This window comes from Streptomyces sp. NPDC002889 (assembly GCF_042888425.1).
Taxonomy (GTDB): domain Bacteria; phylum Actinomycetota; class Actinomycetes; order Streptomycetales; family Streptomycetaceae; genus Streptomyces.
On record NZ_JBIAPT010000017.1, the window covers coordinates 100,633 to 125,536 of the forward strand.

25 protein-coding genes are annotated in these 24,904 nt (G+C 72.7%); 12 read left to right on the top strand and 13 right to left on the bottom strand.

Annotated elements, in window-relative coordinates; translation table 11 throughout:
- Window positions 1-117: 117 nt before the first annotated feature.
- Complete coding sequence (locus ACFYWI_RS25025; RefSeq protein ID WP_389236567.1) at window positions 118-879, top strand: SDR family oxidoreductase; 762 nt, start codon at window positions 118-120, stop codon at window positions 877-879.
- An 11-nt stretch (window positions 880-890) separates the two neighbouring features.
- Here ACFYWI_RS25025 and ACFYWI_RS25030 read toward each other — a convergent pair whose 3' ends face one another.
- A complete protein-coding gene (locus tag ACFYWI_RS25030) occupies window positions 891-1,310 on the bottom strand; it encodes a hypothetical protein (RefSeq protein WP_389236569.1) in 420 nt (139 codons plus the stop codon).
- A gap of 103 nt (window positions 1,311-1,413) precedes the next feature.
- Between ACFYWI_RS25030 and ACFYWI_RS25035 the strand changes: the two genes are divergently transcribed.
- From ACFYWI_RS25035 to ACFYWI_RS25050, 4 genes are all read left to right on the top strand, one after another.
- Window positions 1,414-1,545: a hypothetical protein gene (locus ACFYWI_RS25035; RefSeq protein ID WP_389236571.1), complete on the top strand. Its 132-nt coding sequence runs from the start codon at window positions 1,414-1,416 to the stop codon at window positions 1,543-1,545.
- Window positions 1,542-1,823, top strand: a complete 282-nt coding sequence (locus ACFYWI_RS25040) for a glyoxalase (RefSeq protein ID WP_389236573.1) — start codon at window positions 1,542-1,544, stop codon at window positions 1,821-1,823. The genes ACFYWI_RS25035 and ACFYWI_RS25040 overlap by 4 nt, the downstream gene beginning before the upstream one ends.
- 131 nt (window positions 1,824-1,954) lie before the next feature.
- Window positions 1,955-2,791, top strand: coding sequence for a MurR/RpiR family transcriptional regulator (locus ACFYWI_RS25045; RefSeq protein WP_389236575.1), 837 nt, complete (start codon window positions 1,955-1,957; stop codon window positions 2,789-2,791).
- A 250-nt stretch (window positions 2,792-3,041) separates the two neighbouring features.
- Window positions 3,042-3,602 carry a hypothetical protein gene (locus tag ACFYWI_RS25050; protein ID WP_389236577.1) on the top strand — a complete coding sequence of 187 codons (561 nt, stop codon included), beginning with the start codon at window positions 3,042-3,044 and terminating at the stop codon, window positions 3,600-3,602.
- A 7-nt stretch (window positions 3,603-3,609) separates the two neighbouring features.
- Here ACFYWI_RS25050 and ACFYWI_RS25055 read toward each other — a convergent pair whose 3' ends face one another.
- From ACFYWI_RS25055 to ACFYWI_RS25080, 6 genes are all read right to left on the bottom strand, one after another.
- Window positions 3,610-3,984, bottom strand: a complete 375-nt coding sequence (locus tag ACFYWI_RS25055; protein WP_389236579.1) for a hypothetical protein — start codon at window positions 3,982-3,984, stop codon at window positions 3,610-3,612.
- Window positions 3,985-4,089: 105 nt separating this feature from the next.
- Window positions 4,090-4,482, bottom strand: coding sequence for a roadblock/LC7 domain-containing protein (locus ACFYWI_RS25060; protein ID WP_389236581.1), 393 nt, complete (start codon window positions 4,480-4,482; stop codon window positions 4,090-4,092).
- Between the two features lie 38 nt (window positions 4,483-4,520).
- A complete protein-coding gene (locus tag ACFYWI_RS25065; protein WP_389236583.1) occupies window positions 4,521-5,261 on the bottom strand; it encodes a transcriptional regulator in 741 nt (246 codons plus the stop codon).
- An 11-nt stretch (window positions 5,262-5,272) separates the two neighbouring features.
- Window positions 5,273-5,653: a hypothetical protein gene (locus tag ACFYWI_RS25070; protein ID WP_389236585.1), complete on the bottom strand. Its 381-nt coding sequence runs from the start codon at window positions 5,651-5,653 to the stop codon at window positions 5,273-5,275.
- 220 nt (window positions 5,654-5,873) lie between these two features.
- Window positions 5,874-6,338, bottom strand: a complete 465-nt coding sequence (locus ACFYWI_RS25075) for an SRPBCC domain-containing protein (protein WP_389236587.1) — start codon at window positions 6,336-6,338, stop codon at window positions 5,874-5,876.
- A 65-nt stretch (window positions 6,339-6,403) separates the two neighbouring features.
- A complete protein-coding gene (locus ACFYWI_RS25080) occupies window positions 6,404-7,729 on the bottom strand; it encodes a diaminopimelate decarboxylase (protein ID WP_389236589.1) in 1,326 nt (441 codons plus the stop codon).
- 159 nt (window positions 7,730-7,888) lie between these two features.
- Between ACFYWI_RS25080 and hutU the strand changes: the two genes are divergently transcribed.
- The 4 genes from hutU to hutI all read left to right on the top strand — a co-directional run bounded on the left by hutU (window position 7,889) and on the right by hutI (window position 13,502).
- Window positions 7,889-9,547 (top strand): urocanate hydratase, encoded by a 1,659-nt coding sequence (gene hutU, locus ACFYWI_RS25085; RefSeq protein ID WP_389236591.1) that lies wholly within the window; start codon window positions 7,889-7,891, stop codon window positions 9,545-9,547.
- A gap of 107 nt (window positions 9,548-9,654) precedes the next feature.
- Entirely contained in the window at window positions 9,655-10,860 is a 1,206-nt protein-coding gene (locus ACFYWI_RS25090; RefSeq protein ID WP_389236702.1) for an allantoate amidohydrolase, read from the top strand.
- Window positions 10,851-12,185, top strand: a complete 1,335-nt coding sequence (locus tag ACFYWI_RS25095) for a formimidoylglutamate deiminase (protein WP_389236593.1) — start codon at window positions 10,851-10,853, stop codon at window positions 12,183-12,185. Before ACFYWI_RS25090 ends, ACFYWI_RS25095 begins: the two co-directional genes overlap by 10 nt.
- Before the next feature lie 129 nt (window positions 12,186-12,314).
- Window positions 12,315-13,502: an imidazolonepropionase gene (gene hutI / locus ACFYWI_RS25100; protein WP_389236595.1), complete on the top strand. Its 1,188-nt coding sequence runs from the start codon at window positions 12,315-12,317 to the stop codon at window positions 13,500-13,502.
- A 10-nt stretch (window positions 13,503-13,512) separates the two neighbouring features.
- Here hutI and ACFYWI_RS25105 read toward each other — a convergent pair whose 3' ends face one another.
- Both ACFYWI_RS25105 and ACFYWI_RS25110 read right to left on the bottom strand, forming a co-directional pair.
- Entirely contained in the window at window positions 13,513-14,391 is an 879-nt protein-coding gene (locus ACFYWI_RS25105; protein ID WP_389236597.1) for an NmrA family NAD(P)-binding protein, read from the bottom strand.
- Window positions 14,392-14,573: 182 nt separating this feature from the next.
- The gene (locus ACFYWI_RS25110; protein WP_389236704.1) at window positions 14,574-15,779 is read right to left on the bottom strand and encodes a cytochrome P450; all 1,206 of its coding nucleotides are present in this window, start codon (window positions 15,777-15,779) and stop codon (window positions 14,574-14,576) included.
- A 220-nt stretch (window positions 15,780-15,999) separates the two neighbouring features.
- Here ACFYWI_RS25110 and ACFYWI_RS25115 point away from each other — a divergent pair, with 220 nt between their 5' ends.
- The 3 genes from ACFYWI_RS25115 to ACFYWI_RS25125 all read left to right on the top strand — a co-directional run bounded on the left by ACFYWI_RS25115 (window position 16,000) and on the right by ACFYWI_RS25125 (window position 19,348).
- Window positions 16,000-17,061, top strand: a complete 1,062-nt coding sequence (locus ACFYWI_RS25115) for a GNAT family N-acetyltransferase (RefSeq protein WP_389236706.1) — start codon at window positions 16,000-16,002, stop codon at window positions 17,059-17,061.
- Between the two features lie 114 nt (window positions 17,062-17,175).
- Window positions 17,176-18,534, top strand: a complete 1,359-nt coding sequence (locus tag ACFYWI_RS25120; protein WP_389236708.1) for a glycosyltransferase — start codon at window positions 17,176-17,178, stop codon at window positions 18,532-18,534.
- Window position 18,535: 1 nt separating this feature from the next.
- Window positions 18,536-19,348: a polysaccharide deacetylase family protein gene (locus tag ACFYWI_RS25125; protein WP_389236599.1), complete on the top strand. Its 813-nt coding sequence runs from the start codon at window positions 18,536-18,538 to the stop codon at window positions 19,346-19,348.
- 4 nt (window positions 19,349-19,352) lie between these two features.
- On the opposite strand, the gene ACFYWI_RS25130 is transcribed toward ACFYWI_RS25125, so the two are convergent.
- The 4 genes from ACFYWI_RS25130 to ACFYWI_RS25145 form a co-directional block, all read right to left on the bottom strand.
- Complete coding sequence (locus tag ACFYWI_RS25130) at window positions 19,353-20,426, bottom strand: glycoside hydrolase family 26 protein (RefSeq protein ID WP_389236601.1); 1,074 nt, start codon at window positions 20,424-20,426, stop codon at window positions 19,353-19,355.
- Between the two features lie 47 nt (window positions 20,427-20,473).
- Window positions 20,474-20,932: a hypothetical protein gene (locus tag ACFYWI_RS25135; protein ID WP_389236603.1), complete on the bottom strand. Its 459-nt coding sequence runs from the start codon at window positions 20,930-20,932 to the stop codon at window positions 20,474-20,476.
- Complete coding sequence (locus tag ACFYWI_RS25140; RefSeq protein ID WP_389236605.1) at window positions 20,929-22,719, bottom strand: glycosyltransferase; 1,791 nt, start codon at window positions 22,717-22,719, stop codon at window positions 20,929-20,931. The genes ACFYWI_RS25135 and ACFYWI_RS25140 overlap by 4 nt, the downstream gene beginning before the upstream one ends.
- A 64-nt stretch (window positions 22,720-22,783) precedes the next feature.
- Entirely contained in the window at window positions 22,784-24,820 is a 2,037-nt protein-coding gene (locus ACFYWI_RS25145) for a lipopolysaccharide biosynthesis protein (RefSeq protein WP_389236607.1), read from the bottom strand.
- Between the last annotated feature and the right edge of the window lie 84 nt (window positions 24,821-24,904).

Sequence of the window (24,904 nt, forward strand, 5' to 3'; positions counted from 1 at the left end):
CGTGACGGCCGTCCTGGTACTGACAGACCCAGGAAGAGCGCAGCCCTGGGTAGGCCCCGGCCCGGCGCGGACTCTGGTGAACGTCCACTGCCGAACGCGTACACAGGAGCACACATCATGAGCTACGACAGTCTTGCCGGACGTACCGCCGTCATCACCGGGGCCGCGAGCGGCATGGGTGCCGCCACTGCCCAGGTGCTCGCCTCCCATGGGGTCCGCGTGGCGCTGCTGGCCCGCCGTACCGGGCGGCTCGACGAACTGGCCGGGAAGATCACCGCCGAGGGCGGCCAGGCCCTCGCGGTCACCGCGGACGTCACCGACGACGAATCGGTGGCCTCCGCGGTCGAGCGGATCCACTCCGCGTACGGGCCGGCCGACCTGGTGGTCAACTGTGCCGGGGTGATGCTGCCGAACCCGCTCGACCATGGCCGGATCGACGAGTGGCAGCGGATGATCGACACCAATGTGACCGGCGCGCTGCGCGTGATCAGGGCGTTCACCGCCGACCTGGTGGCGGTGGCCGCGGACGGCCGCAGCGCCGACCTGGTCAACATCTCCTCCGTCGCCGCGCATCTCACCTTCCCCAACTACGCGGTGTACGGGGCGACCAAAGCGGCGCTCACCCATCTGTCCGAGTCGCTGCGCACTGAGCTCGGCCCGCGCGATGTGCGCATCACCAACATCGAGCCGGGGCTCACGGAGTCGGAGCTGCGCGACCACATCGACAACCCGGAGCTGACCGGGCAGCTGGAGACGCTGTTCAGGGCGGTGGAGGTGCTCACCTCCGAGGACATCGCCGACCTCATCGCGTACACCGCGAGCCGCGCCCGGCACATCAATCTGCGCCAAGCCGTCGTGCTGCCGACCCGACAGGCGTGAGCGCCGGGCGCTCAGTCCTCCCAGTCGGACTTCTCGCGCTGCGGCCCGCGCAGCCAGGTCCGGCCGCGGGCCGCGTGCACCGCGTTCACTCCGACGATGCCGAGCCAGGCGACGACCAGGCCCGCCAGGTCGGCGCTGGCCACGGCGATCGCCGACAGCGGGATGGCCAGGACCAGCGAGACGATCCCGAAGCCGAAGCGTTCCCCGAAGTTCCCCTCCGGGGACTTCGGGCGGTCGCCGCCGCGGGCGACGACCATCTGCTGCTCGGCGAGCCGGCGGCGCACACGGCGGTCGACCGTGCCGTCGAGCCTCTGCTCGACCTTCTCCAGGAACGATTCGACGAGTGCGGTGTCGTACTCCTCGCCCAGCTCGCGGCGGGCGTGCAGGGTGGCGTCGAGCTCCTTCTTGAGCTCAGGGTCGCGGGCTTCCATGCCACGGCACGCTACGGGCGCCGGTCAGTCCCGTCACTGGGGCCAGCACCCCTCTTTTCCCAAGGGGCAGCCAGAGATCCACAAGCCGTTGTACAAAGACACCATGACTGCTGAACGCGCCGCCCCGTCCACCGGCACCGCATTCGCGTTCGGCGGCCTGCACCATGTCCGGCTCGCCATCCCCAAAGGCGGCGAGGGCCTGTGCCGGCAGTTCTGGGGAGATGTCCTGGCATGACCGAGGTGGCGAAGCCCGCTGTGCCGGCCGCCCGGGACGGCTGCTGGTTCCGGGGCGGCGGACCGGAGGTCCACCTCGGGGTCGAGGAGAACTTCGGGCCGGCCCGCAAGGCGCACCCCGGCATCCTCGTCCGCTCGCTGCGGGACCCGGCCGAGCGCCTGGAGGAGTGCGGCCACGAGGTGACCTGGGACGACGACTTCCCGGGCCACGACCGGTTCTACGCCTTCCACAAGCTCGGCAACCGGCTGGAGTTCCTCGGGCCGCGGCCCGCGGTCTGACGCCGGTCTCCCGCTGGGCCGCGACCCTTCCCCTTGCCGGGGCTGCATATCGTCATGCAGAGTTTTGGGTGGCTGAATAATTGGGCCGTCCGGCCGAGTGCGTGACGAGAGGATCCGATGAGGGGGATGGCATGAACGACAGCCCTGCCGCGCGACTGCAGCAGCTCTTCGAGGGGCACCGGCTCACCCCCACGCAGCGTCGTATCGCGCACAGCATGGTCCGCCGGGCGGCGGATGTGCCGTTCCTGTCCAGTGTGGAGCTGGCCGAGCTCGCCGGGGTCAGCCAGCCGTCCGTCACCCGCTTCGCCGTCGCCCTCGGCTTCGACGGCTATCCGGCCCTGCGCAAGCACCTGCGCGAGGTCGCCCCGCCGGAGGCCGTCGCCGGCAAGGACGCCCACAACGAGTACCAGCAGGCCGTACAGGCCGAGATCGAGAATCTGCGGCACCTCTCCGAACTCCTCGAGGACCCCGAGCCGCTCCAGCGGGCCGGCCGGCTGCTCGCCGCCTCCCGTCCGCTGCCCGTGCTCGGGCTGCGCGCCGCGTCCTCGCAGGCCCGCGGGTTCGCCTACTTCGCGTCCAAGGTGCACCCGGATGTGCGCCTGCTCGACGAGGGCGGATCGATGCTCGCCGACCGTATCGACGCGGCCCGGCTGGCCGGCGCGAGCGCGCTGCTCTGCTTCGCGCTGCCGCGCCACCCCAAGGAGGTCGTGGACACGCTCGCGTACGCGCGGGCGGCCGGGCTGTCCGTGGTGACGGTCGCCGACTCCGCCTTCGCTCCGGTCGCCGCCCACAGCGATCTGCTGATCCCGGCCGCCGTCGGCACCGGCCTGGCCTTCGACACGGCGTGCGCCCCGATGCTGCTGGGGCGGGTGCTGCTCGAGGCCATGTGCGACGACCTGCCGGACGCCCAGGCGCGTCTGGAGGACTTCGACACCCAGGCGGCGGCACGCGGCCTGTTCGTGGAGTGAGGAACGCCGGTTAGCCGGAATCTCAGGCGCCGCTCAGTAAGAGCGACTAATCTCCGCGGCCGAAAGGGGAATCGGCAAGGCAGGCGGAGGGATGACGACCGTGGGACGGGGCCGGGTTCGGACAGGCCAGGGGGCGTTGGTGGCCGGTGTTGGTGGAGGGTCCGCCCGGGGCGGGGGCGGGGGACGGGGCCGGGTTCGGGCAGGCCAGGGGGCGTTGGTGCCGGGGGCCGGTGAAGGGGCCACCCGGGGCGTGCGCGGGGCGCAGTCGTTGGGGCGCGTGGCCGTGGTCGTACGGGCAGGGGCGGCGCCCTTGTGGTGGCTGGGACTGCTCGCCGCAGGAATCGGCGCCCTGCTGCCCGGGCTCACCGGTCGGCGGATCGGGGTTCTCGCCGGGGCCGCACTGTTCCTGGCCGCGGCCGCCGTGGCCGCTCTCGTACGGCGCGGGCGCTACAGCCGTCTCGCCGGGTGCGCAACACGCGCCGGGCGGCACGACATCCTCCAGGACCGCCGGGTGACCCTGCGGGTGTGGCGGCGTGCCCACTGCTGGTCGCTGCTGCTCGCCTTCGCCGGCGCCGTAGGGAGCTCGTTCGCGCTGCCCACCGCGGGTGGGGCACTGCTGGCCGGCGCGGGCGTCGGCCTGTGGGCCAAGGCTCTGTGGCTCGGCCGCCTCGAGCGTGCCGGCGAGAGGCTGCTGTGGGTGCGTACCGACTGGGTGCCGAACGGCCCGGTAGGCAAGCGGACCAAGGGATTTCGCACCACGGGCGTCGCGGCCGGCGACGCCGCGCCCGGCGGGGCGCGGCGTCGGCGCTGAGCCCCGGTCAGACCTCCAGCGTGTTCTCGATCTGCCTCAGCTGGTGCCGGGCCATGGCAAGGTTCGCGCGCTGCTTGTCCAGGGCCAGATAGAGGAACAGCCCGCTGGTGCCACGGCCCTTGAGGAGCCGGATCAGGTGGTACTGCGAGCTGAGGGTGATCAGGATGTCCTCGATATCTTCCTTGAGGCCGAGGTGCTCCATGGTGCGGACCTTGGCCCGGACCACATCGGTATTGCCGGCCGCGGCCACGGTCAGGTCGAGATCCTTGCCGCCGCCAATGGTGCCGAGGGCCATTCCGCTGGTGTAGTCGACTAGTGCGGCGCCGATGGCACCCTCGATGGTCGTGGTGGCTTCCTTGAGGGCGCTTTCGGTGTTGGCCATGAGAGACGCACTTCCCTTCCGTCTGTTGGTTGTTCGCGTGGTCGTTCTCGTGGGTGTTCTGTCGGACTTCCGGCCAGGTGGTGTCGCGGGGGTGGCTGCCATGGGTCAGGCGTTCTCCGGTCGGTCGAGGGCGTCGTCGACCAGCTCGCCGATCCGGACACCGGCGCGACGGGCCTCGAGGTGGAGCCGGCCGACATTGATGCGGGGCTCGGCCAGCAGGGTCAGCACGGCGGACGAGCCCGCCGCATAGGTGGCGACATAGCCCCCCTCTCCCCGGACCAGCAGCTCCCGGAAGCCGCCCTGCCCGGTCGTCTCGGTCAGCCGCTGGGCGACGCCGAGCGCGGCCGCGGTGAGCGCCGCGACGCTCTCCGCCTCCGTGTCGGCGGCGTCCCTGGCAAGTACGAGACCGTCCACACTCGCCGCGAAGGCGCCGGTGAGCTGCGGCAACCGGGTCCTCAACCGGCGCAGTTCGTCGAGGACTCCGCTACTCGCGGCCATCAGCTGTCTCCTCTCGGCGCGCTGCCGGAGCGCGCGAATCACAGCGTTGCCTCCAAGGCGTCACGGAGCCGGCGGAGCAAGGCGACATCAGGGTCGGGGAACGTCTCCGCCCGTGTGATGACGGGCGGCAGTAAGGGCGTGGACGGCGTCCGGGGCAGTTCGACAAGGCCCGCCGCGGCCAGCCGGTGGACATCCACCAGCGTGTGGAAGGCCGGGCGCCCCAGGGTCCGCGCGATGTCCCCCGGGGTCCGTACGCCGTCCGCGAGGTCGAGCACGGCCCGCTGCCGTGCGGCGACCCGGACCCCGGGTGGTCCCCCGGTGGGGACGACCGGTGCGATGTCCGGCTCGGGGTGCGCCCAGAGCCGACTCATCACCTCCCGGCGCCGCAGCGTCTCCCGTTCGACGGCCTCGGCGGTCACGGGCCGTACGGGACCGATCCAGTGGGCAACGCCGTAACGGAACCGGCTCGGTCCGCGGCTGGGGGCGAGTGCGAAGAACGCCGCGTCGTACAGCGCTCCGAGGTGGCAGATCTCCAGCTCGCCGCCTGAGAGGCGGCCGCGCTCGACCAGGTACCGGCCGACCCCGCCGTGTGCCCCGGCCTCCCGCAGGGCCTCCTGCCAGCCCTCTTCGCCGAGCAGGCCGCCCGCCGTCAGCAGGACGTCCAGGCCCGGCGCCGCGGGGCTCTCGGCGTGCACCACCTGGCCGTCGACGAGGTAGAGCGTGCCCCGGTCGCGCAGCAGCGCACCGGTGGCCCGCTCCGAGGCGAGACGCAGCAGCATGGGCGAGACGGTCACTCCAGCACCAGCCGCTCGGTCAGCTCCCGCATCCGCAGCCGGGCGAGGGCGAGATTGCCGTCGGTGCGGTCCAGCCACAGATGCAGCAGCACACTGCTGTCGAACGACGTGTCGACGAAACGCAGCAGGTGGTAGCTGCTGCGGGTGGTGACGACGAGATCCTCGACATCAAGGCTCTTGTCCGCAGGGGCGAACGTGGAGTGCTCCGCGGCCATCCGCGCCAGTTCGGCCGTCTCGGCCGCTGCCGTCTCGTGGTCGTCGCCGGCCGCGTCCCCGACCGTGCCGAGGGCGAGCCCGCTGGTCCAGTCGACGACGGCGGCGCCGCGTGCTCCGGGCAGCCGCATGGCGTGCAGCAGGCACTCGTCGATTCCGGGCACGCGGAACTCCCCTCCAGCGCGTGTACGAACGGCTCGGACGTGCGTCCGTGACGGCGACGTTACGCACCGTACTGACCGCTGGTGGAAGTTCTGGCAATTTCCGTCGGAACATGCGTGCGGTCCGATAGGGTCCGCCGTGCCCTGTTCGCACCCAGGGTTGTTCGGCGTGCCCCCGCCCGGTCGCAAGCAGGCGAGGACGATCCCCGCGAAGTGTTCGGCGTCAGCCCCTGCGGCTCTCCACCGCAGCGGCGACATCCTCGAGATCCTTCGCGATCGCCCTGCTCACGGCCTTGACGCCGAGGCCGCCGAGCAGCTTGGCGAGCAGGCCCATGAATCCGCCGGGCGGGACGGCCGAGAACGTCATCCGCACCGTCGTCGCCTCGGGGCCGGCGGTCAGCAGCACGAACTCCGACACATAGTGGGCGCCCTGGGAGTCCGCCTCCACCACGAAACGCTCGGGCGGCTCGCTCGCGGTCACATACATCTCCTCGGTGGCCTCCTTGCCCAGCATCCGCCGGGTCTCGCGCCACCGTGTGCCCACCCCGAAGCCGCCCTCGGTGAGGACCTCGATCCGTTCCACCCCGCTGAGCACGCGCTCCGTGCCCCGAAGGTCGGTCAGGGCCTCCCACACCCGTTCCGGAGATGCCCGGATCATGCGCTCGACGACGACAGTCCTGGTTGCCATGGACCCATGGAACCACCGGGCTGCGACAACCGCCCCCGCTCGACCGTGCCCTGCGCCGGAGGCCGCTACCGGATCAGGGCGTCGGCGTGGGCGCCGCCGGACTCCGTGACGATCTGGTCGAGCGTCTGGGCCGCCCGTACGGTCGTGAAGCGGACCTCGCCGTCCGGCCCGGCGGTGAAGCCGTGGACGGCCGGGCGGGGCAGGCTGTTGTAGCCGTAGTGGCTGGAGAAGTAGTACGCGCCGGTGTCCAGCGCCGCGATCACGTCACCCTGCTCCAGCAGTGGCAGCGCCCGTCCCACGGCGATCAGGTCACCGGCGAAGCAGGCGGGCCCCGCGATGTCCTGGGCGACGGCCGGCCCCGGCTTGGGCTCTCCCTCGCCGTCGTACGCGGCGATGCGCAGCGGCCAGGACGCGGGGTCGTAGACGGTACGGGTGGCCACCTGCACACCGGCATGAGTGACGGCGATGGGCCGGGAGCCGGCGGACTTGGCGTACTCGACCCGGGCGATGAGGGTGCCGTGCTTGGCGAGCAGTGACCTGCCGAACTCGGTGACCAGGCCGTAGCGGCCGTCGAACAGGCCGGGCACGCGTTCCTTCAGCAGGTGGGCGTAGGTGTCGAAGGTCGGGGTCTGTTCGTCGGAGGAGAAGTTGACCGGCAGGCCGCCGCCGATGTCGACGGTGTCGATCTGCTGTCGGCCGGCCGCGGCGTTGATCTCCTCGACCAGCTCGTACACCACCCGGATGCCGTCGGCCATGAGGTTCAGCGGCACGCCCTGGGAGCCGGAGTGGGCGTGCAGCCGGGTGAGCCAGGGGCGGTCGAGGAAGGCGCGTACGACCCAGGCGCGCGCGCCCTCGTCGCGCAGGGCGACCCCGAACTTGGAGGTGGCGGTGGCCGTCGACAGCGCGTCGATGGAACCGCCGCCGACCTGCGGATTGACGCGCAGGCCGAGCGGGGAGGCGGTGGGCCCGCCGGGGAGCAGGGTGTCGAGGCGGGCGAGCTCCTGGGGGTTGTCGGCGTTGACGGCGATCCCCAGCGCGAGGGCTTCGCGCAGCTCGGCGGGGGTCTTGGCGGGGGAGTCCAGGACGGTGCGGCCGGGGGGCAGACCGGCCGCCCTGGCCAGGGCCAGCTCGCCCGGGCTCGCCACCTCCGCGCCGATGCCCTCGGCGTGCAGCAGCGCGAGCACGGGCACCAGCGGCGCGGCCTTCACGGCGAAGGCGTGCAGCACCGGCGCGTCGGTGACGGCGGCGAACGCCGCACGCAGGGCGGCCGCCGATGCGCGGATGCCCGCCACGTCGAGCAGGGCGGCCACTGGCTCCGCCTCGCTCAGCAGCCCCTGCTCGACGGCCGCTCGCACGGCCTGATCCCTGCGGTCGCGGAGGTCGTCAGACATGTGTGTCAGCCAATCATCCGGGTGGGTACCGCGCAGCTGTTGACTACAACTATTCAGAACGTCAGGATGTGAATAGATTATTCAACACCGATTGTCGCGGTCGTCCGCGGTCGATCGCAGCAGTCGCAGTCGCAGTCGCAGTCGCGAGGAGGCATTGCCATGTCAGGACCCCGCCCCGTTCGGGCACCGCGCGGTACGGAACTGAGCGCCCTGGGGTGGCAGCAGGAAGCCGCCCTGCGCATGCTCCAGAACAACCTCGACCCCGAGGTCGCCGAGCACCCGGACAAGCTCGTCGTCTACGGCGGCACGGGCAAGGCGGCCCGGGACTGGCGCTCCTTCGACGCGATGGTGCGCACGCTGAAGACGCTGAAGCAGGACGAGACGATGCTCGTCCAGTCCGGCCGCCCGGTCGGCGTCATGCAGACCCACGAATGGGCCCCCCGGGTGCTCATCGCCAACTCCAATCTGGTCGGCGACTGGGCGAACTGGGAGGAGTTCCGACGGCTCGAGCAGCTGGGCTTGACCATGTACGGCCAGATGACGGCCGGCTCGTGGATCTACATCGGCACCCAGGGCATCCTGCAGGGCACCTACGAGACCTTCGCCGCGGTCGCGGCGAAGAAGTTCAACGGCACGCTGGCCGGGACCATCACGCTGACCGCCGGTCTCGGCGGCATGGGCGGCGCCCAGCCGCTCGCCGTCACCATGAACGACGGCGTCGCGATCTGCATCGACTGCGACCCGCGCGCGATCGAGCGCCGCATCGAGCACCGCTACCTGGATGTGAAGGCCGACTCCCTGGAGCACGCCCTCCAGCTCGCCGTCGAGGCCCGCGACGCGCGCAAGCCGCTGTCGATCGGTGTCCTCGGCAACGCGGCCGAGCTGGTCCCTCAGCTGCTGGCCATGAACGCGCCCATCGACATCGTCACCGACCAGACCTCGGCGCACGACCCGCTGGCGTACCTCCCGCTGGGCGTCGACTTCGACGACATGCAGTCGTACGCGTCGTCCAAGCCGGCGGACTTCACGCAGCGCGCACGGGAGGCGATGGCCAAGCACGTGGAGGCGATGGTCGGCTTCATGGACGCCGGCGCCGAGGTCTTCGACTACGGCAACTCGATCCGCGGCGAGGCGCAACTGGCCGGATACGACCGGGCGTTCGCCTTCCCCGGCTTCGTACCCGCCTATATCCGGCCGCTGTTCTGCGAGGGCAAGGGCCCGTTCCGCTGGGCCGCGCTGTCCGGCGACCCGGCGGACATCGCGAAGACCGACCGCGCGATGCTGGACCTCTTCCCGGAGAACGAGTCACTGCACCGCTGGATCAAGATGGCGGGCGAGCGCGTCCACTTCCAGGGCCTCCCGGCGCGTATCTGCTGGCTGGGCTACGGCGAGCGCGACCGCGCGGGCGAGCGCTTCAACGACATGGTCGCCTCGGGCGAGCTGGCCGCGCCGCTGGCGATCGGCCGCGACCACCTGGACTGCGGCTCGGTGGCCTCCCCGTACCGCGAGACCGAGGCCATGCTCGACGGATCCGACGCGATCGCCGACTGGCCGCTGCTGAACGCGATGGTCAATGTCGCGTCGGGCGCCTCCTGGGTGTCCATCCACCACGGCGGCGGTGTCGGCATGGGCCGCTCGATCCACGCGGGTCAGGTCTCGGTCGCGGACGGCACGAAGCTGGCGGGCGAGAAGATCCGCCGCGTGCTGACGAACGACCCCGGGATGGGCGTCATCCGGCACGTCGACGCGGGCTACGACATCGCCGAGTCGGTCGCGGACGACAAGGGCGTCCGGGTCCCGATGCGGGAGGAGTCGTGAGCTCTGCGGTGGGCGACAGTGCCGCCGGGCGAGCGGGGGAGGGCCCGGGCGAAGCCCTGACCGCGGGCGGGCGCTCCCCGGCGGGGCCGGGCTCCTCGTTCCACGCCATGTGGGCCGAGCTCGCACCCATCGGACGCGACGCCGGCACCCGCGGCTACCGCCGCTACGCCTGGACCGGCGCGGACCAGGAATGCCGTGCCTGGTTCAAGGCGCAGGCCGAGTCCCGCGGCCTCGCCTACGAGCTCGACCGCAACGGCAACCAGTGGGCCTGGCTCGGTGCGGCGTCCTACAAGGACGTCGCCGCCGGGGATGCCGTCGTGACGGGGTCGCACCTCGACTCCGTCCCCGACGGCGGCGCCTTCGACGGCCCCCTCGGCGTCGTGTCCTCCTTCGCGGCGCTCGACGAACTCCGCGGCAGGGGTGCGGAGTTCACCAGACCCCTCGCCATCACCAACTTCGGTGACGAGGAGGGCGCCCGGTTCGGGCTTGCCTGTGTCGGCTCCCGGCTGGCCGCGGGACAGCTGACAAAGGAAAAGGCGTACGAGCTGCGCGACAGCGACGGGATCAGCCTGCCGCAGGCCATGGAGGCGGCCGGTCACGACCCGGCCGCCATCGGCCCGGACCCCGAACGCCTCGCCCGTATCGGCGCGTTCGTCGAGCTGCATGTGGAGCAGGGCCGTGCCCTGGACCTGTCCGGGGACGCGGTGGGGATCGCTTCCGCCATCTGGCCGCACGGCCGCTGGCGGTTCGACTTCCACGGCGAGGCCAACCATGCGGGCACCACACGCCTCGTGGACCGGCGCGACCCGATGCTGACGTACGCGGAGACCGTGCTCGCCGCCCGCCGCGAGGCGGAACTCGCGGGCGCGGTGGCCACGTTCGGCAAGATCTCCGTCGAACCGAACGGCGTCAACGCGATTCCCTCGCTCGTCCGTGGCTGGCTCGACTCCCGCGCCGCCGACCAGGCCACGCTGGACACGGTCGTCACCGCGGTCGAGCAGGCCGCGAAGGAGCGCGCGGACCGTGACGGCGTGGATCTGCGGGTCGTCCGGGAGTCCTTCACGCCCGTGGTCGAGTTCGAGCACGCCCTGCGCGACGAGCTGAACAAGATCCTGGGCGGGGCCGTTCCCGTCCTCGGCACCGGCGCGGGACACGACGCGGGAATCCTGTCAGCCTCCGTCCCGACCGCCATGCTGTTCGTACGCAACCCCACGGGCGTCTCGCACTCCCCGGCCGAGAACGCGGCCGAGGACGACTGTGTCGCCGGGGTCATCGCGCTCGCCGACGTACTGGAGGGTCTCGCGTGCAGCTGACCTACTGGGCGGAGCACGCCTGGCTCGACACCCATGTGGAGCCGGGCGTGGCCCTGGATGTGCACGAGGGCCGGATCGCTGCCGTACGGACCGGGGTCGAGGCCCCGGAGCCGGGTGCGACGGTACTGCGAGGGCTGACGATCCCAGGACTCGCGAACGCCCACTCGCACGCCTTCCACCGGGCACTGCGCGGCACGGTCCAGGTCGGCTCGGGAACCTTCTGGACCTGGCGCGAGGTGATGTACCAGGTCGCGTCCCGGCTCACCCCGCAGACGTACCACGCACTGGCGCGGGCGGTGTACGCGGAGATGGCGCTGGCCGGGATCACGGCCGTCGGCGAGTTCCACTACCTGCACCACGCGCCCGGCGGCACCCCGTACGCGGACCCCAACGCGATGGGTGAGGCGCTGATCGCCGCGGCGGCCGACGCGGGGATCCGGATCACCCTCCTGGACACGGCATATCTGTCGTCCGGCTTCGGAGAGGAGCCGAACACCCACCAGCTCCGCTTCTCCGACAGAACCGCGGACGCCTGGGCCGAGCGCGCCGCGCAGCTGAAGGACAGCGAGCTGGTGCGGATCGGCGCGGCGATCCACTCCGTACGAGCCGTCCCGGCGGCGCAGCTGTCCACGGTCGCGGAGTGGGCCGCGGGGCGCGATGCGCCCCTTCACGTCCACCTCTCCGAGCAGACCGCGGAGAACGACGCCTGCCTCGCCGCGCACGGCTGCACCCCCACCCGGCTGCTCGCCGACCACGGAGTGCTCGGCCCGCGCACCACCGGCGTCCACAACACCCACCTCACGCCCGAGGACATCGCGCTGCTGGGCGGCACGTCGACCGGCACCTGTATGTGCCCCACCACCGAACGCGACCTGGCCGACGGCATCGGCCCCGCTCCCGCGCTCCAGGGCGCGGGCTCGCCGCTGTCGCTCGGCAGCGACAGCCACGCGGTCATCGACCTCCTGGAGGAGGCGCGCGCGATGGAACTGAACGAGCGCCTGCGTTCGCGCACCCGTGGCCACTGGACGGCGGCGGCGCTGCTGCGCGCCGCGACCGCCTCCGGCCATGCCGCACTGGGGTGGCCGGACGCGGGCCGCCTGGAGGCGGGCGCGCAGGCGGACTTCGCGACCGTGGCCCTGGACTCGGTCCGTACGTCGGGCCCGCTGCCGCGGCTGGGCGCGGAGACGGCGGTCTTCATGGCGACGGCCGCGGATGTGCGGGACACGGTGGTCGCGGGGCGGCATGTGGTCCGCGACGGCGTGCATGCGCTGGTGCCGGATGTGGCGGGGGCCTTGGCCGAGGCGGTGGGCGCGCTGCGTTCGTGACGTTGTAGTTCCCCACCCCCTCCCCCAACGCCTGGCGGCGAGGGGGACCCCCACTTCCCGTGACCGGGGGGTCCGCCCCCGGACCCCCGCGCCTCGAACGCCGGCGGGGCTGGATCTTCCCGCCGGGAAATGAGAGGAACCATGACCCGCACCACCCTCGTCACCAACATCGCCGGCCTCGTCACCAACGACCCCGCCCTCGGCGACGGCAGCCCCCTCGGCCTCGTCCAGGACGCCGCCGTCGTCCTCGACGGCGACCGCATCGCCTGGGTCGGGCGCGCCGCCGACGCGCCCGCCGCCGACGACGTCCACGACGCCGACGGCCGCTGCGCCATCCCCGGGTTCGTCGACTCGCACTCCCACCTCGTCTTCGCAGGCGACCGCACCGCGGAGTTCAACGCCCGTATGTCCGGCCGCGCCTACTCCGCCGGAGGCATCCGCACCACCGTCGCCGCGACCCGCGCGGCGAGCGACGACGAGCTCGAGGCCAACCTCACCCGCTACCTTCGCGAGGCGCTCCAACAGGGCACAACCACCTTCGAGACGAAGTCCGGGTACGGGCTGACCGTCGAGGACGAGGCCCGTGCCCTGCGGATCGCGGCGCGCCACACCGACGAGGTGACCTACCTCGGTGCCCATGTCGTGTCCCCGGACTACGCCGACGACCCCGCCGCGTATGTATCCCTCGTCACCGGCGAGATGCTCGACGCCTGTGCCCCGTACGCCCGTTGGGTCGATGTCTTCTGCGAGAAGGGCGCGTTCGACGGCGATCAGGCCCGCGCGATCCTGACCGCGGGCAAGGCCAAGGGCCTCATCGCCCGGGTGCATGCCAACCAGTTGTCGTACGGCCCCGGTGTCCGGCTCGCCGTCGAGCTGGACGCCGCCAGCGCCGACCACTGCACGCACCTGACCGACGCGGACGTCGACGCGCTCGCGAACAGCGCCACCGTGGCGACGCTGCTGCCCGGAGCGGAGTTCTCCACCCGCGCCCGGTGGCCCGACGCACGCCGCCTGCTCGACGCGGGTGTGACGGTGGCGCTGTCCACCGACTGCAACCCGGGCTCGTCCTTCACGTCCTCCGTGCCGTTCTGTATCGCGCTGGCGGTACGCGACATGGGGATGACCCCGGACGAGGCCCTGTGGTCGGCGACCGCCGGCGGTGCGGCGGCCCTGCGCCGCACCGACATCGGCCGCCTCACCCCGGGCGCCCGCGCCGACCTGGCACTGCTGGACGCCCCGAGCCATGTGCACCTCGCCTACCGGCCGGGTGTGCCGCTGGTGAGCGCGGTGTGGCGCTCCGGCCGGCGCGCCCGCTGAAACAGTGCCTCTAAGGCTGCGGCAGCAGATGCGCATAGCTGCGCGGGTGTGCGGTCAGGTAGGCGTGGAAGGACTGCGCCGGGTGTCCGGTGAGCCGGGGCACCGCGTCGGAGACGGCGGCCATCTCGCCGTTGGCCATCGCCTCGTACGAGGTGACCCAGCCGGTCACTTCCCACTCCTCGGCGCCGTACCCGGCGCGTGAGGCGTACGCCTCCTCAGGGGTTTCCGGGACATAGTGCACCGCCCGTCCCGTGACCCGGCCCAGTTCCTCGGCGGCCTCGGCGAGAGAGAAGGCAGTGGGCCCGGTGAGGTCGTACACCACGCCCTCGTGCGCGCCGCCGTCGTCCAGGAGCACGGCAGTGGCGGCGTCCGCGATGTCGTCGTGGGCGACGGCTGCGACGCGGCCCCGGCGGGCCGGGCCGCGCAGCACCCCGTCCTTCCCGGTCATCGCCGGGAACGCACCCAGGTAGAAGTTGTCCCGCAGAAACGTGTGGCGCAGCCCGCTCGCGCGGATGTACTCCTCGGTGTGCCAGTGATCGCGGGCGAACGTGAACGTCGCATCGGGCGCGGCACCGACAAAGGATGTGTACACGATCCGCCGGACGCCCGCCGCGACCGCGGCGTCCACGGCCGTCGTATGCTCCCGCACCCGCGCCGGCGCTTCGTGCGCGGAGACCAGGAGCAGCGTGTCCGCGCCGTCCAGGGCCCGCCGCATCGCCTCGCCGTCGCCGTACGCGGCGGGCGGCGCGGCCACCGCCCCGGGGAGCTCGGGCAGCCGAGCCGGGTCCCGGCCCAGCAGCCGGATCGCGGCGCCGCCGGCGGACAGGCGGCGCGCCACGCGGCCGCCGACGCTGCCGCTCGCTCCGGTGACGGCGGTGACTGGGGTCATGGGCGGGCTCCTCCTGTGCGGGTGTGGGCTCAAGTGTCCTGGGCGGCACGGGCCGTGCGGTCCGCGACATGCGCCGGCCGCGCGAGGCCAACCATCGGGCCCCTGGACCCGGCGGGCGACGGGAGCAGGCGCGGCCCGCCGCAGGCGCCGCCCGGACAGGGGCCTGGCGGCACCCCGCCGCGTCAGACCCCGAGCCGTACCGGAAGCTCCCGCACGCTGTTGCCCACGAAACTGGCGTGGCGCGGCAGCTCGTCGTCCGGTACCGCCAGGTCCAGGTCCGGGAAGCGGGTGAACAGCCGCTCCAGCGCGATCGTCGCCTCCATCCGGGCCAGCGGCGCGCCCAGGCAGTAGTGCGGGCCGTGGCCCAGCGACAGATGCCGTACTCCGCCACCCCGGGTGATGTCGAAGCGGTCCGCGTCCTGACCGTGCGCCGCTGTGTCGCGGCCGGCCGCCGAGTAACCCGCCAGCACCGGGGTGCCCTGGGGGATCACGGTCCCGTCAAGGGTCAGGTCCCGGGTGGGGTAGCGGAAGGGGAAGTAGCTGACCGGGCTGTCCCAGCGCAGTGTCTCCTCGACCACGTCCGCCCACGCGGCCTTGGCCGAGAGCACCAGCTGGAGCTGGTCGCGGTGGGCGCACAGGGCGCGGACCGCGTTGGTGATCAGGTTCAGCGTCGTCTCGTGCCCGGCGATGATCATCAGCATCAGGGTGCCGATCAGCTCGTGCGGGCTGAGCCGGTCCCCGTCCTCCTCGCGGGCGGCGATCAGCGCGCTGGTCAGATCGTCCCCCGGGCTCTCGGCCCGCCCCGCGGCGACGGCGCTCAGCACCTCCACCATCTCCCGGTTGGCCGCCACGGCCTGCTCGGGGCCGATGTCGGTGGCGACGATCCGGTTCGACAGATGATGCAGACGGTCCTGCAACCCGGCATGCACGCCCAGCAGTTCGCAGATCACGCCCATCGGCAGCGGCAGCGCGAAGTGTGCCCGCAGATCCACGGCACCGTCCTGCGCCTGTGCAGCCTCCTGAAGCCCGTCGAGCAGCTGCGCGGTCACCGTCTCGATCCGCGGTCGCAGCTGCGAGACCCGCCGGGCCGTGAACGCCTTGCTCACCAGCGAACGCAGCCGCCGGTGGTCCGCGTCGTCGGCCGTGGTCATGCCCTGCACCGTGGCGAACGTCTTCAGCGGCCAGCCGTCCGGGACGAGCCCGGCCCGCAGCGCGGCGAAGTGCTGGGCGTCCTTGGCCACATCGGGGTGTGCGAGGAACTCCTTGAGCGCCTCGTGTCCGAGCACCGCCATGCCCTCGACATCGCCGGGGAGCACGACGGGCGCCACGGCGCCCTGGGCGAGCAGCCGGGCGTTGGCGGCGTGCGGGCAGCCGCCGGCCGGGTCCATCCGGTGGGGGGTGCGGGGTGATGTCGTCAACGGAGCTCTCCTGACTGCGACATGGGCTTCGATCATCAGTCCTTGCCTGTGCACACCACAAGACATCACCACAAGGGTGATGCTCCCTACCCTGTCTCGATTTCCACCGGTACCTTCCTTCCGGGGAAACAAAGTTGAAGGCTCAAGGGGGAAGGTCGGGGGCACGTTGAGCGATGTCCGCATTCATGTGATGACACCGTCGGAACTGGGCGCGCGGGAGACCGATGCCTGGCGGGAGTTACGCGCCAAGAGCGGTGCACCGGCCAATCCGTTCATGGAACCGGAGTTCACGCTGGCCGTCGGCCGGGTGCGATCCGCCGCCAGGGTCGCGGTGCTGTGGGACGACGGGCAGCCGGCCGGCTTCTTCCCGTACGAGCAGGGGCCTCTGGGCCACGGGCGGGCGATCGGGTTAGGAGTCTCGGACTGCCAGGGAGCCGTGCTGCGCCCGGGACTGCGGATCGCCCCGCGCGAGCTGCTGCGTGCCTGTGGCCTGTCCACCTGGGAGTTCGACAATCTCGAAGCGGGCCAGGAAACGTTCGGGGCGGGCGCGGCCGAGGAGTTCGGCTCGCCGGTCGTCGACATCGGTGCCGGATACGCCGCCTACGAGGATGTCCTGCGCGGCCAGTCGCCCAAGTTCCTGAAGACCACCCTCGCCAAGGAGCGCAGGCTGGGTCGCCAGGTGGGCGAGGTGCGGTTCGTCTTCGACGAGCGCGATCCGGCCGCCCTGCACACGCTGATGGGCTGGAAGTCCGCCCAGTACCGCAGGACCGGCCGCCGCGACCGGTTCGCCCAGGACTGGATCAGCATCCTGGTGCGGCGGCTGCAGGAGACCCGCGCGCCCGGCTGCAGCGGCGTGCTGTCCGTGCTCTATACAGCGGGCAGACCCGTCGCCGCGCACTTCGGGCTGCGCTCACGCACCGTGCTGTCCTGCTGGTTCCCGGCGTACGACCCCGAGTTCGCCAAGTACTCGCCCGGTCTGGCCCTGCACCTGCGGATGGCCGAGGGCGCGGCGGCCGCGGGCATCGGGATGCTGGACCTGGGGCGCGGCGACGCCGAGTACAAGGACGCGCTGAAGACCGGCGAACTGCGTGTCCACGAAGGCGCGTCGGTACGGCCCGGAGCGCGAGCCGCCCTGTTGTGGCTGGGCCGCGAGCCGGTGCGCCGCGCGCACAGCTTCGTACGCAGCAGACCACGGCTGGCCGGATATGCGCAGCAGACACTGAACCGGGTGGGAAGCCTGCGCCGCCGCTGACGGGGTGGTGACGCAGAACGACGACAGTGGGGGAGACGTATGCCGAGGACACCGCACCGCCCGAGCACACCGCACGGCCCGAGCGCGTCCCGCAGGCCGCAGCTGCCGGCCGCCATGCGAGTCGTCGAACTGGACCTGGACGGCCCCGACGGTGCCGTCCTGTCCTTCCGTCCTGCTCCCGGCCCAGCAGTGGGGCCGGCCTCCGACCCGGAAAGGGGCGGGTACGGCACGGGCCGGTCAGGGGCCCGGCCGGCGGCGGGCCGGGACAGGGACGTCTATGCCCTGGTCCGGCTGCGCGGCCGGCCCGTCGCCACGGTCGTCTGCCGCATCCCGCCGGGCCGGGACCCCTCCGACGCCGTGGCCGCGGCCGCTCGCGCCAGGCTCGCCGGCCGCGAGCCGCCCGCACCGCCGGCCACCGCCGTCCCGCGCTCGACGGACGATCTGCCCCGGACCAGCGTCGTCGTCGCCACCCGCGAGGGCGCCGACCGGCTCGCCCGTGCGCTCGACTCCCTGCTCGCGCAGGACCACCCGGACTTCGAGATCGTCGTCGTCGACAACGCGCCCGTCACCCACGCCACCGAGGACCTCGTCCGGCTCAAGTACGCCGACCGGGAGCGCGTCCGCGTCCGCTGTGTGCGCGAGCCCGTGCCGGGTCTCGCCGTCGCCCACAACCGGGGTGTCGCCCTCGCCGACGGAGCGGTCATCGCCTTCACCGACGACGACGTCGTCGCCGACCCGCACTGGCTCACCGCCCTGACCGCGCCGTTCGCGGACGACCCGCGGCTGGGCTGCACGACCGGGCTGATCCTGCCCGCCCGGCTGAGCACCCCCGCCCAGATCCTCCTGGAGAGCCACGGCGGCTTCGCCAAGGGCTTCGCCCCGCGCACCTACGACCCGGCACATCCGCCCGCCGACGAACCGCTGTTCCCCTTCACCGCGGGCAGCTTCGGCTCCGGAGCGAACATGGCCTTCCGCGCCACGGCCCTGCGGAACATCGGCGGCTTCGACCCGGCCACCGGCACCGGCACACCCGCCAGGGGGGGCGACGACCTGTACGCGTTCGCCGGCGTCCTCGCCGCCGGCCACCGGCTGCGCTACACGCCCGAAGCCCTGGTCTGGCACCACCACCGGGAGACGTGGCAGGACCTGATGAACCAGGCGTACGGCTACGGCGCGGGCCTCACCGCCTATCTCACCGCCCTGCTGGTGCGCAGGCCCGACCTGCTGCCCGCCCTGCTGCGCAAGCTGCCGCGCGGCCTCGCGCACGCCCGCGCCATCACCGCCCACCGCGAGGGGCGCGCCGGCGCCGCGTCGCCCGGGCGGCACGGGGCGCAGGACCATCCCTGGCCGCGCCATCTGTCCCGGCTGGAGCGCCGCGGGATGCTGGCCGGGCCGCTCGGCTACGTACGGGCGCGGCTGCGCCTGCGCGGCGTACCGCTGCCGTCGCCCGACGACCGGGACGGGAAGCGCTGACATGGCACACAGCGGTGCCGGCGCCTGTATCCCTGTCCTGCTCTACCACGCCGTCATGGACGATCCGCCCGACTGGATCGCCGAATTCACCGTCACACCACGGCAGTTCGCCGCACAGCTGGACGCCATCGCGGCGAGCGGCCGCACCCCGGTCACCGTGGGCACCCTCGTCGACGGGCTCACGGGCGACGGCGGTGTGCTGCCGCCGCGGCCGGTCGTCCTCACCTTCGACGACGGGTTCGCCGATCTGCCGGGCCCCACCGCCGAGACGCTGGCGGGGCGCGGCATGCCCGCAACCGCGTATCTCACCACCGGGGCGATCACCCCGGGCGGCAGCAGCCTGCTGCCGCCCGCGCCGATGATGACGCTGTCCCGGGCCCCCTTGCTCGAGCACTACGGCATGGAGGTGGGCGCACACACACTCACCCATCCGCAGCTGGACACACTGCCGCCGACGGCGCTCCGCCGCGAGCTGGACGAGCCGAAGGCTGCCCTGGAGGACGTACTCGGCCACGAGGTGGGGCATCTTGCCTATCCGCACGGCTACAACAGCCGGGCGGTACGCAGGGCCGCGGCCGCCGCGGGCTATGTGTCGGCGGCCGCCGTACGGCACGCGCTGAGCTCGCAGAGGGACGAGACGTACCGCATCGCGCGGCTCATCGTGCGTCGCGGCCATACGGCCCTGGACGTCGAGGCATGGATGGAAGGGCGCGGCGCACCGGTCGCGCCGTTCCCCGACTCGCTTCCGACGCTCGGCTGGCGGCTGTACCGGCGCGCCCGCGCTGCCGTCAAGGGTCCGGTGTTCGCGGGCTGAGGTGTCAGCGGTCCGGCAGGGGCTGGCGGAAGTACGGGTCCGACACGGCCTCGCGCAGGCTCTGCCACGACGTGTCCCGGGCCAGCGACAGGTCGCAGCCGGGGCCGGGGTCGCGGTGGTTCCACTGCAGGGCCGCCCGCACCCCGTCCAACTCCTTCACCACCCGCGGTACTTCCGCGTACCAGTCGGCCTGCGCCCGTGGTCGCCGCGGATCGTCGGCCGTGCCGAACTCGGAGAGCATCAGCGGCTTGTCCGCGGAGAGGTGCGCGCGGATCCACTCGTGCGTATCCCGCTGCGTCTGCTCGAAGCTGCGCCAGGACGTCTTGTGGCAGCGGAAGTAGTTGTACTGGTTGTAGCCGATCCAGTCGACGTAGTCGTCTCCCGGATACAGGCTGCGGAACATCCCGCTGTGCCCGGTGTAGCCCGTGATGATCCATGTCCACACGACGTTCTTCACGCCCAGCGCACGGAACCGGTCGTGGATGTGGCGGTAGGCGGCGACGTACTCGGCGGGAGTACCGGCGGCCGGAGTGCGGGTGTCCATCTCCAGGTCGAAGGAGACGAACACCTTCCGCCCGTAGTCCCTGATCCGCCGGGCCTGGACGTCGATCACCGCGTGGTCGAGCCGGCCCGCGGCGATCTGCCGCCAGCTCGGCTGCTGAGCAGCCGTGCCGTTCCACCACTTGCTCTCCCAGGACAGCAGCAGCATCCGGTCCCTGCCGACGCGCTGCTCCTGTTCGGTCAGCAGCTGTCCCTCCAGGCCGTCCGTCGACATGTCGTGGTACGTGTACACGATGTCGAGTCTGCGGCCGATCCGCTGCTCGTAGGCCAGGACCTTCTCCTCCAGATCGGGCTTGTCGTGCCGTACGTAAGCGCCGAACCACGCGCCGCAGTTCGGCACCAGCTGCTCGGTCGGCCGGCACCGGGCGCTGCCTCGCGGCGGCGGGTCCTGGGGGCCCGTGAAGGTGAGGGCGAGCACGCCGCCGAGCAGCAACGCGACCAGGACGCCGGTCGCCGCCCACCGCCCGCGTCGCTCGTGAGGTGTGTGCTGACGATGACTTCCGGGCGCCCCGGCCAAGCCCTGTCCGGGAGGCCGGACAGGGCCTAAGAGGCGTCGGCGTGGTGTCACGTGGTCGAGCCCTTCTGTGGTTTCGAGGGTGCGCGCGTGGCCGGATCCCGGTCCGCGGCCTCGGCCCCGGTCACGGGCGGGACGCAGGCGGCGAGCGCGGTCAGCGCGGTGAGCGCGACGAGGACCGCCAGCCCGCTGAAGGCGTCGGCGGCCAGCAGCGCGGTGGCGCACACGACCGCGGCGCTCGCGCTCAGGAAGACGGTCAGGACCAGCAGTTCGAGGCGTCCCGAGTCACGTGCGAAGTCCGCGTCCCAGCTCTCGGCCGGGCCGGCCGGCCGCTGTCCGCGCAGCGCCGGGGCGCAGACGCGCACCACGGCCGCGCCCGGGCCCGCGAGGAGGAACACGGCGACGGCGGCGGCCCGCAGCGGTGAGCCGTCCGGCAGCAGCGTGGCGGCGATCGCGCCGCAGCCCGCGAGCGGCGGCAGCAGCCGGGCGGCGAGGGATCCGCTGGTCATCCGGTGGCCTCCGTGCGCTTCAGCTCGTAGACGGCGCCCGCTCCGTTGCCGGCCACCCGCTCGAAGAGCGGCGAGGCGGCAACGGACTCCTCGATGGCCCGCAGCTGCCGAGCCGTGAGCATGCCGTTCATCTCGGAGTTGGCGATCTGGCCCTGTGTGAGCAGGAAGTAGGCGCGGCCGGGCGGTTCCACCCCGGCCATGTCCCGGGCCAGCGTGCCCGCCGGGTCCCGCAGGATCTCCTCGACATGGTCCACGCTGTCGTCGAGGAACCAGTAGTGCCCGATGCGCCAGTAACCGTCGTAGGCGAGCGGGTAGTTGCGGTGCGCGGCGACCACGAGCGAGCCTCGCGGGGCATGCTCGACGACCTCCCGTACCAGGGCGACCTCCTGTGGCGGGAAGTGGCTGAGCCGGTCCTTGCCGGCATAGCCGGGCACGAAGGCCGCCGTGAGGGCGAGCAGTGCCACCCCCGGCAGCACTGCGAAGCGCAGTCCGCGCGCGGGCTGCGGCGCCCCGGCGGCCTCGGGCCGCGCCGCCGGCGGGCGTACGTCGGGCAGCAGCGCCGCGGCCGCGAAGAAGCAGACCCCCGGCAGCATGAACAGCAGCACCCGGAAGATCATTTCGCTGCCGTAGTCGTTGGCGACCAGCATCAGCAGTGGGACCGCGGCGAGCAGCAGCAGCGGCCGGGCCCGGTGCCGAAGGGCCGGTCTGCGCCACACGCCGAGCGCGGCGAGCAGCAGGACGGCCGCCGAGAGCAGCCGGGAGATCCAGGAGACGATCACCGGCCCGGTACCGGTCGGTGTCGAGCCGTACCCGGTCTCCAGATTGCCCCGCAGATCCCCGAAGGAACGGACCATGTCGGGCACCGCCTCGCGCAGGAAAGGCAGCGACGCGGTGAGGTTCCAGGCGAGGAACACCAGCAGCAGCACGGCGGGCAGCAGCCAGTCGCGGTAGCGCCGCAGCAGGCACAGCCCCGCGAGCGCGACGATCAGCATGACCGGCGTGAGCTGGTGCGAAATGACGAGGGCGGCGATCAGGGGGACCAGCAGCACGGCCCACATCAGCCGCCGGGACCGGCTGCCGCGCACCGGGCGTTCGCCGCGGCGCAGCAGGATCGCAATCACGGACAGATAGAGGGCGAGCGCGAGCGACTGGGGCGAGAAGTAGTCCTGGCCGACCCAGTTGGCGACACAGAACAGCCAGAGCGCGGTCCACAGCAGCCTGCGGTCCTGGGTGAAGGTGCGGTAGATCAGCATCAGCGGCGCGAGCAGCAGCACACTGGACAGCAGCGGCCACCAGGCCATGTACGCCAGGGAGTTCTCCACCCCCGTCAGGCGCACGAGGGCGGCCTGCGCGGCGAAGAACCCCGGCCACTGGTCGTAGACGGCCATGTCGCCGAGGCGGCCGCCGGTCGTCTCGAGGCGGCCCGCGCTCAGCAGATGCTCGATGACCGCGTCGTGCTTCCACGCCCACGCGTACAGCGGCGTGGAGTAGACCAGCGCCTGGGTGGCCCGCTCCATCACGAGCAGGCCCAGTGTGTACGCGAGCGGCCACCGGTTGCGACGCCGTGGGTCACGTACGCAGATCCAGAAGCCGGCGGTCAGCAGCGCGAGCCCCGCCCAGTACGCCACGGGCAGCGCCCCGACGAGTCCGAAGTCGCCGAGCGTGCCGGTGTCGGTGCGGGAGACGGCGTACGCCCACAGGCCAAGTGCGGCGACGAGCGGCGCCGCCAGGCACAGCGGCCCGATCCAGGGCGATCGGGCGGGACCCGGCAGATCGGCGAGATCCATCGAGGAAGGCTCGGCCACGGCTCTGTCGGCCGATGGGACTGGCTGGCGCACGCTTTCCCCCTGATCAATCGGTACGTCGGTGTCGGCGCAGCAGGGCGAGTGCGCACGCCGTGCCGATGAGGAGCAGCAGCAGAGGGAGGAGGACGGGGGCGAGCGGCCGCTGCAGCGCCCAGCCGCTCACGGCGAGCAGCCACAGCACGCTCCATCGTGCGCGGACCGGCAGCCGGGCCTGGTGCAGGATCGTCAGCACAGCGGCCAGGCACAGTAATTGGCAGGCCACGGGCAGTGGGCCGGACTCGGGCGGGCGCCCGAGGAACGCGGGCGCGGTGTGCAACGCGGCGAAGGTGACCGCCACGGTGGCTCCGAGCAGCACGCCCTGCGGCCGCGGCAGCGCGAGGGCCGCACACTGCACGACGACCAGCAGGAGAGCGGCCCCGACGGTGAACAGGGGTAGGACCTGCACCAGTTCGACCCCGGACAGCGGGGCGGCAGCGGAGAGGTCGGGCGCCCGTACCAGGGGAGCCCAGAACAGCCCGCAGACGACCCCGAGCAGCATCCACAGCGCGGTGACGGCGTAATCCTCTGCGCGCGAGGGCTCGCGGCCGGCCTGTTGCGCCGCTCCGGCGTCGGCGGTCGGCCGGGTGCCGGACGCGGGCGTCGTGGCTTCGTGAGCGGCCCGCGGGTACGGCGTCCCGCGTGCCCGCCCGGTGCCGTACCGCGACGAGTACCTGGCCGCAGCCTCGCCGCGCCGTTCGGCCGCACGCCGCGCCCAGGTCGTGCCGTACTCCCCGGGCGGCGGACCGGCGTGCCGCCGTGGCGGGCCCTCCCGGCCGGTGAGCGCGGCGCGCAGGCCGGGCGCGGACGCCAGGGCCATCACCGTCATCGACAGGAGCACGGCCCAGCCCGCCCCGTCGATCCCGCTGCGGCCGAGCAACAGCGCCGCACTGCCGAGAACCAGGGCGCACATCACGCCCTGGAGCACGGCCAGCATCCCCGTACGCCCCTGCACACGCAGTACGCCGATATAGAGCTCGACCACCACACGCGGCAGCGCCGCGGCGGCCAGCAGGCGCAGCACGGTGGTGCCTTGGGCGGCGTAGTCCTCGCCGAACGGGGCGAGGATCTGCGGGGCGAGGACGACGAGGAGCAGGACCACCGGCACCAGCAGCAACGCCATCCGGCGCAGCGCGCCGCGCACCCCCGCCGCCAGGGTCCCGGGGCTGTGCGAGGCGTGCGCGGTCAGCGACGAGGCCATGTTGATGGCCATGAACTCCATCGTTCCGCCGACCGTGTACGCGATGTAGAAGAAGCCGTTGTGCGCGGCGTCGAAGCGGACCGCGACCATGACCGGCAGCAGGTTGATCATCGCCAGGGAGAACAGCGCCCCCACCGAGTCGCCCGCCAGGAAGCGCCCCATGTCGCGCAGGCTCAGCGGTTCGCGGTCGTGGTCGGCGGCGGCCTGGCGGGGTATGAGCCGCCGGAAGATCAGCCAGCCGAGCGGCAGGACGGACAGGGCGATGGCCGCGGCCCAGGACACGAAGATGCCGAGGGCGGGCAGCACACCGGCCAGGACGGCGAGCAGCGCCAGCTTGCCGATCGAGAACACCGCGTTGCCGATAGGCACCCACACGGCCCGGCGCAGCCCGGTCAGCACACCGTCCTGGAGGGTCAGAAGTGCCCAGCCGACGCAGGCCGCGGTGAAGACCAGGCCGGCGGTGGGGCCGCGCAGCGGAGCGTACGAAGGCCCCCACAGATCGAGCGTGAACAAGAACGCCATGGAGGCCAGACACACCACCAGCGAGCTGACCGCATAGGCCCGCCACACCAGCGGACCCGTCGCCCGCCCGGCCCGGGGCACGTAGCGCACCACCGCTCCGATCATGGTGGTGGCGGTGACGGACGCCAGGAGCCGCATCGCTGCGATGGCGGCGGAGCCCTGGCCGACGGCCTCCTGCGAGTAGTAGCGGGCCGCGAACAGCCAGAAGCCCAGTCCCAGCGCGGCCGAGACGCCGGTGGAGAGCATCAGTGCGTAGGCGTTGCGGAACATCGAGTCACCGCCGCGGGACCCGTGCCCGGCCCCTTGGCCGGCTCGGCGGGCCATGGCCGGAGCGGTTGCGCGCGCAGGAGGGCCGGCCGGCCCCTGCCGGGCCCGCGGAGCCGCGGAGCCGCCCGCGGCAGGCGCGCC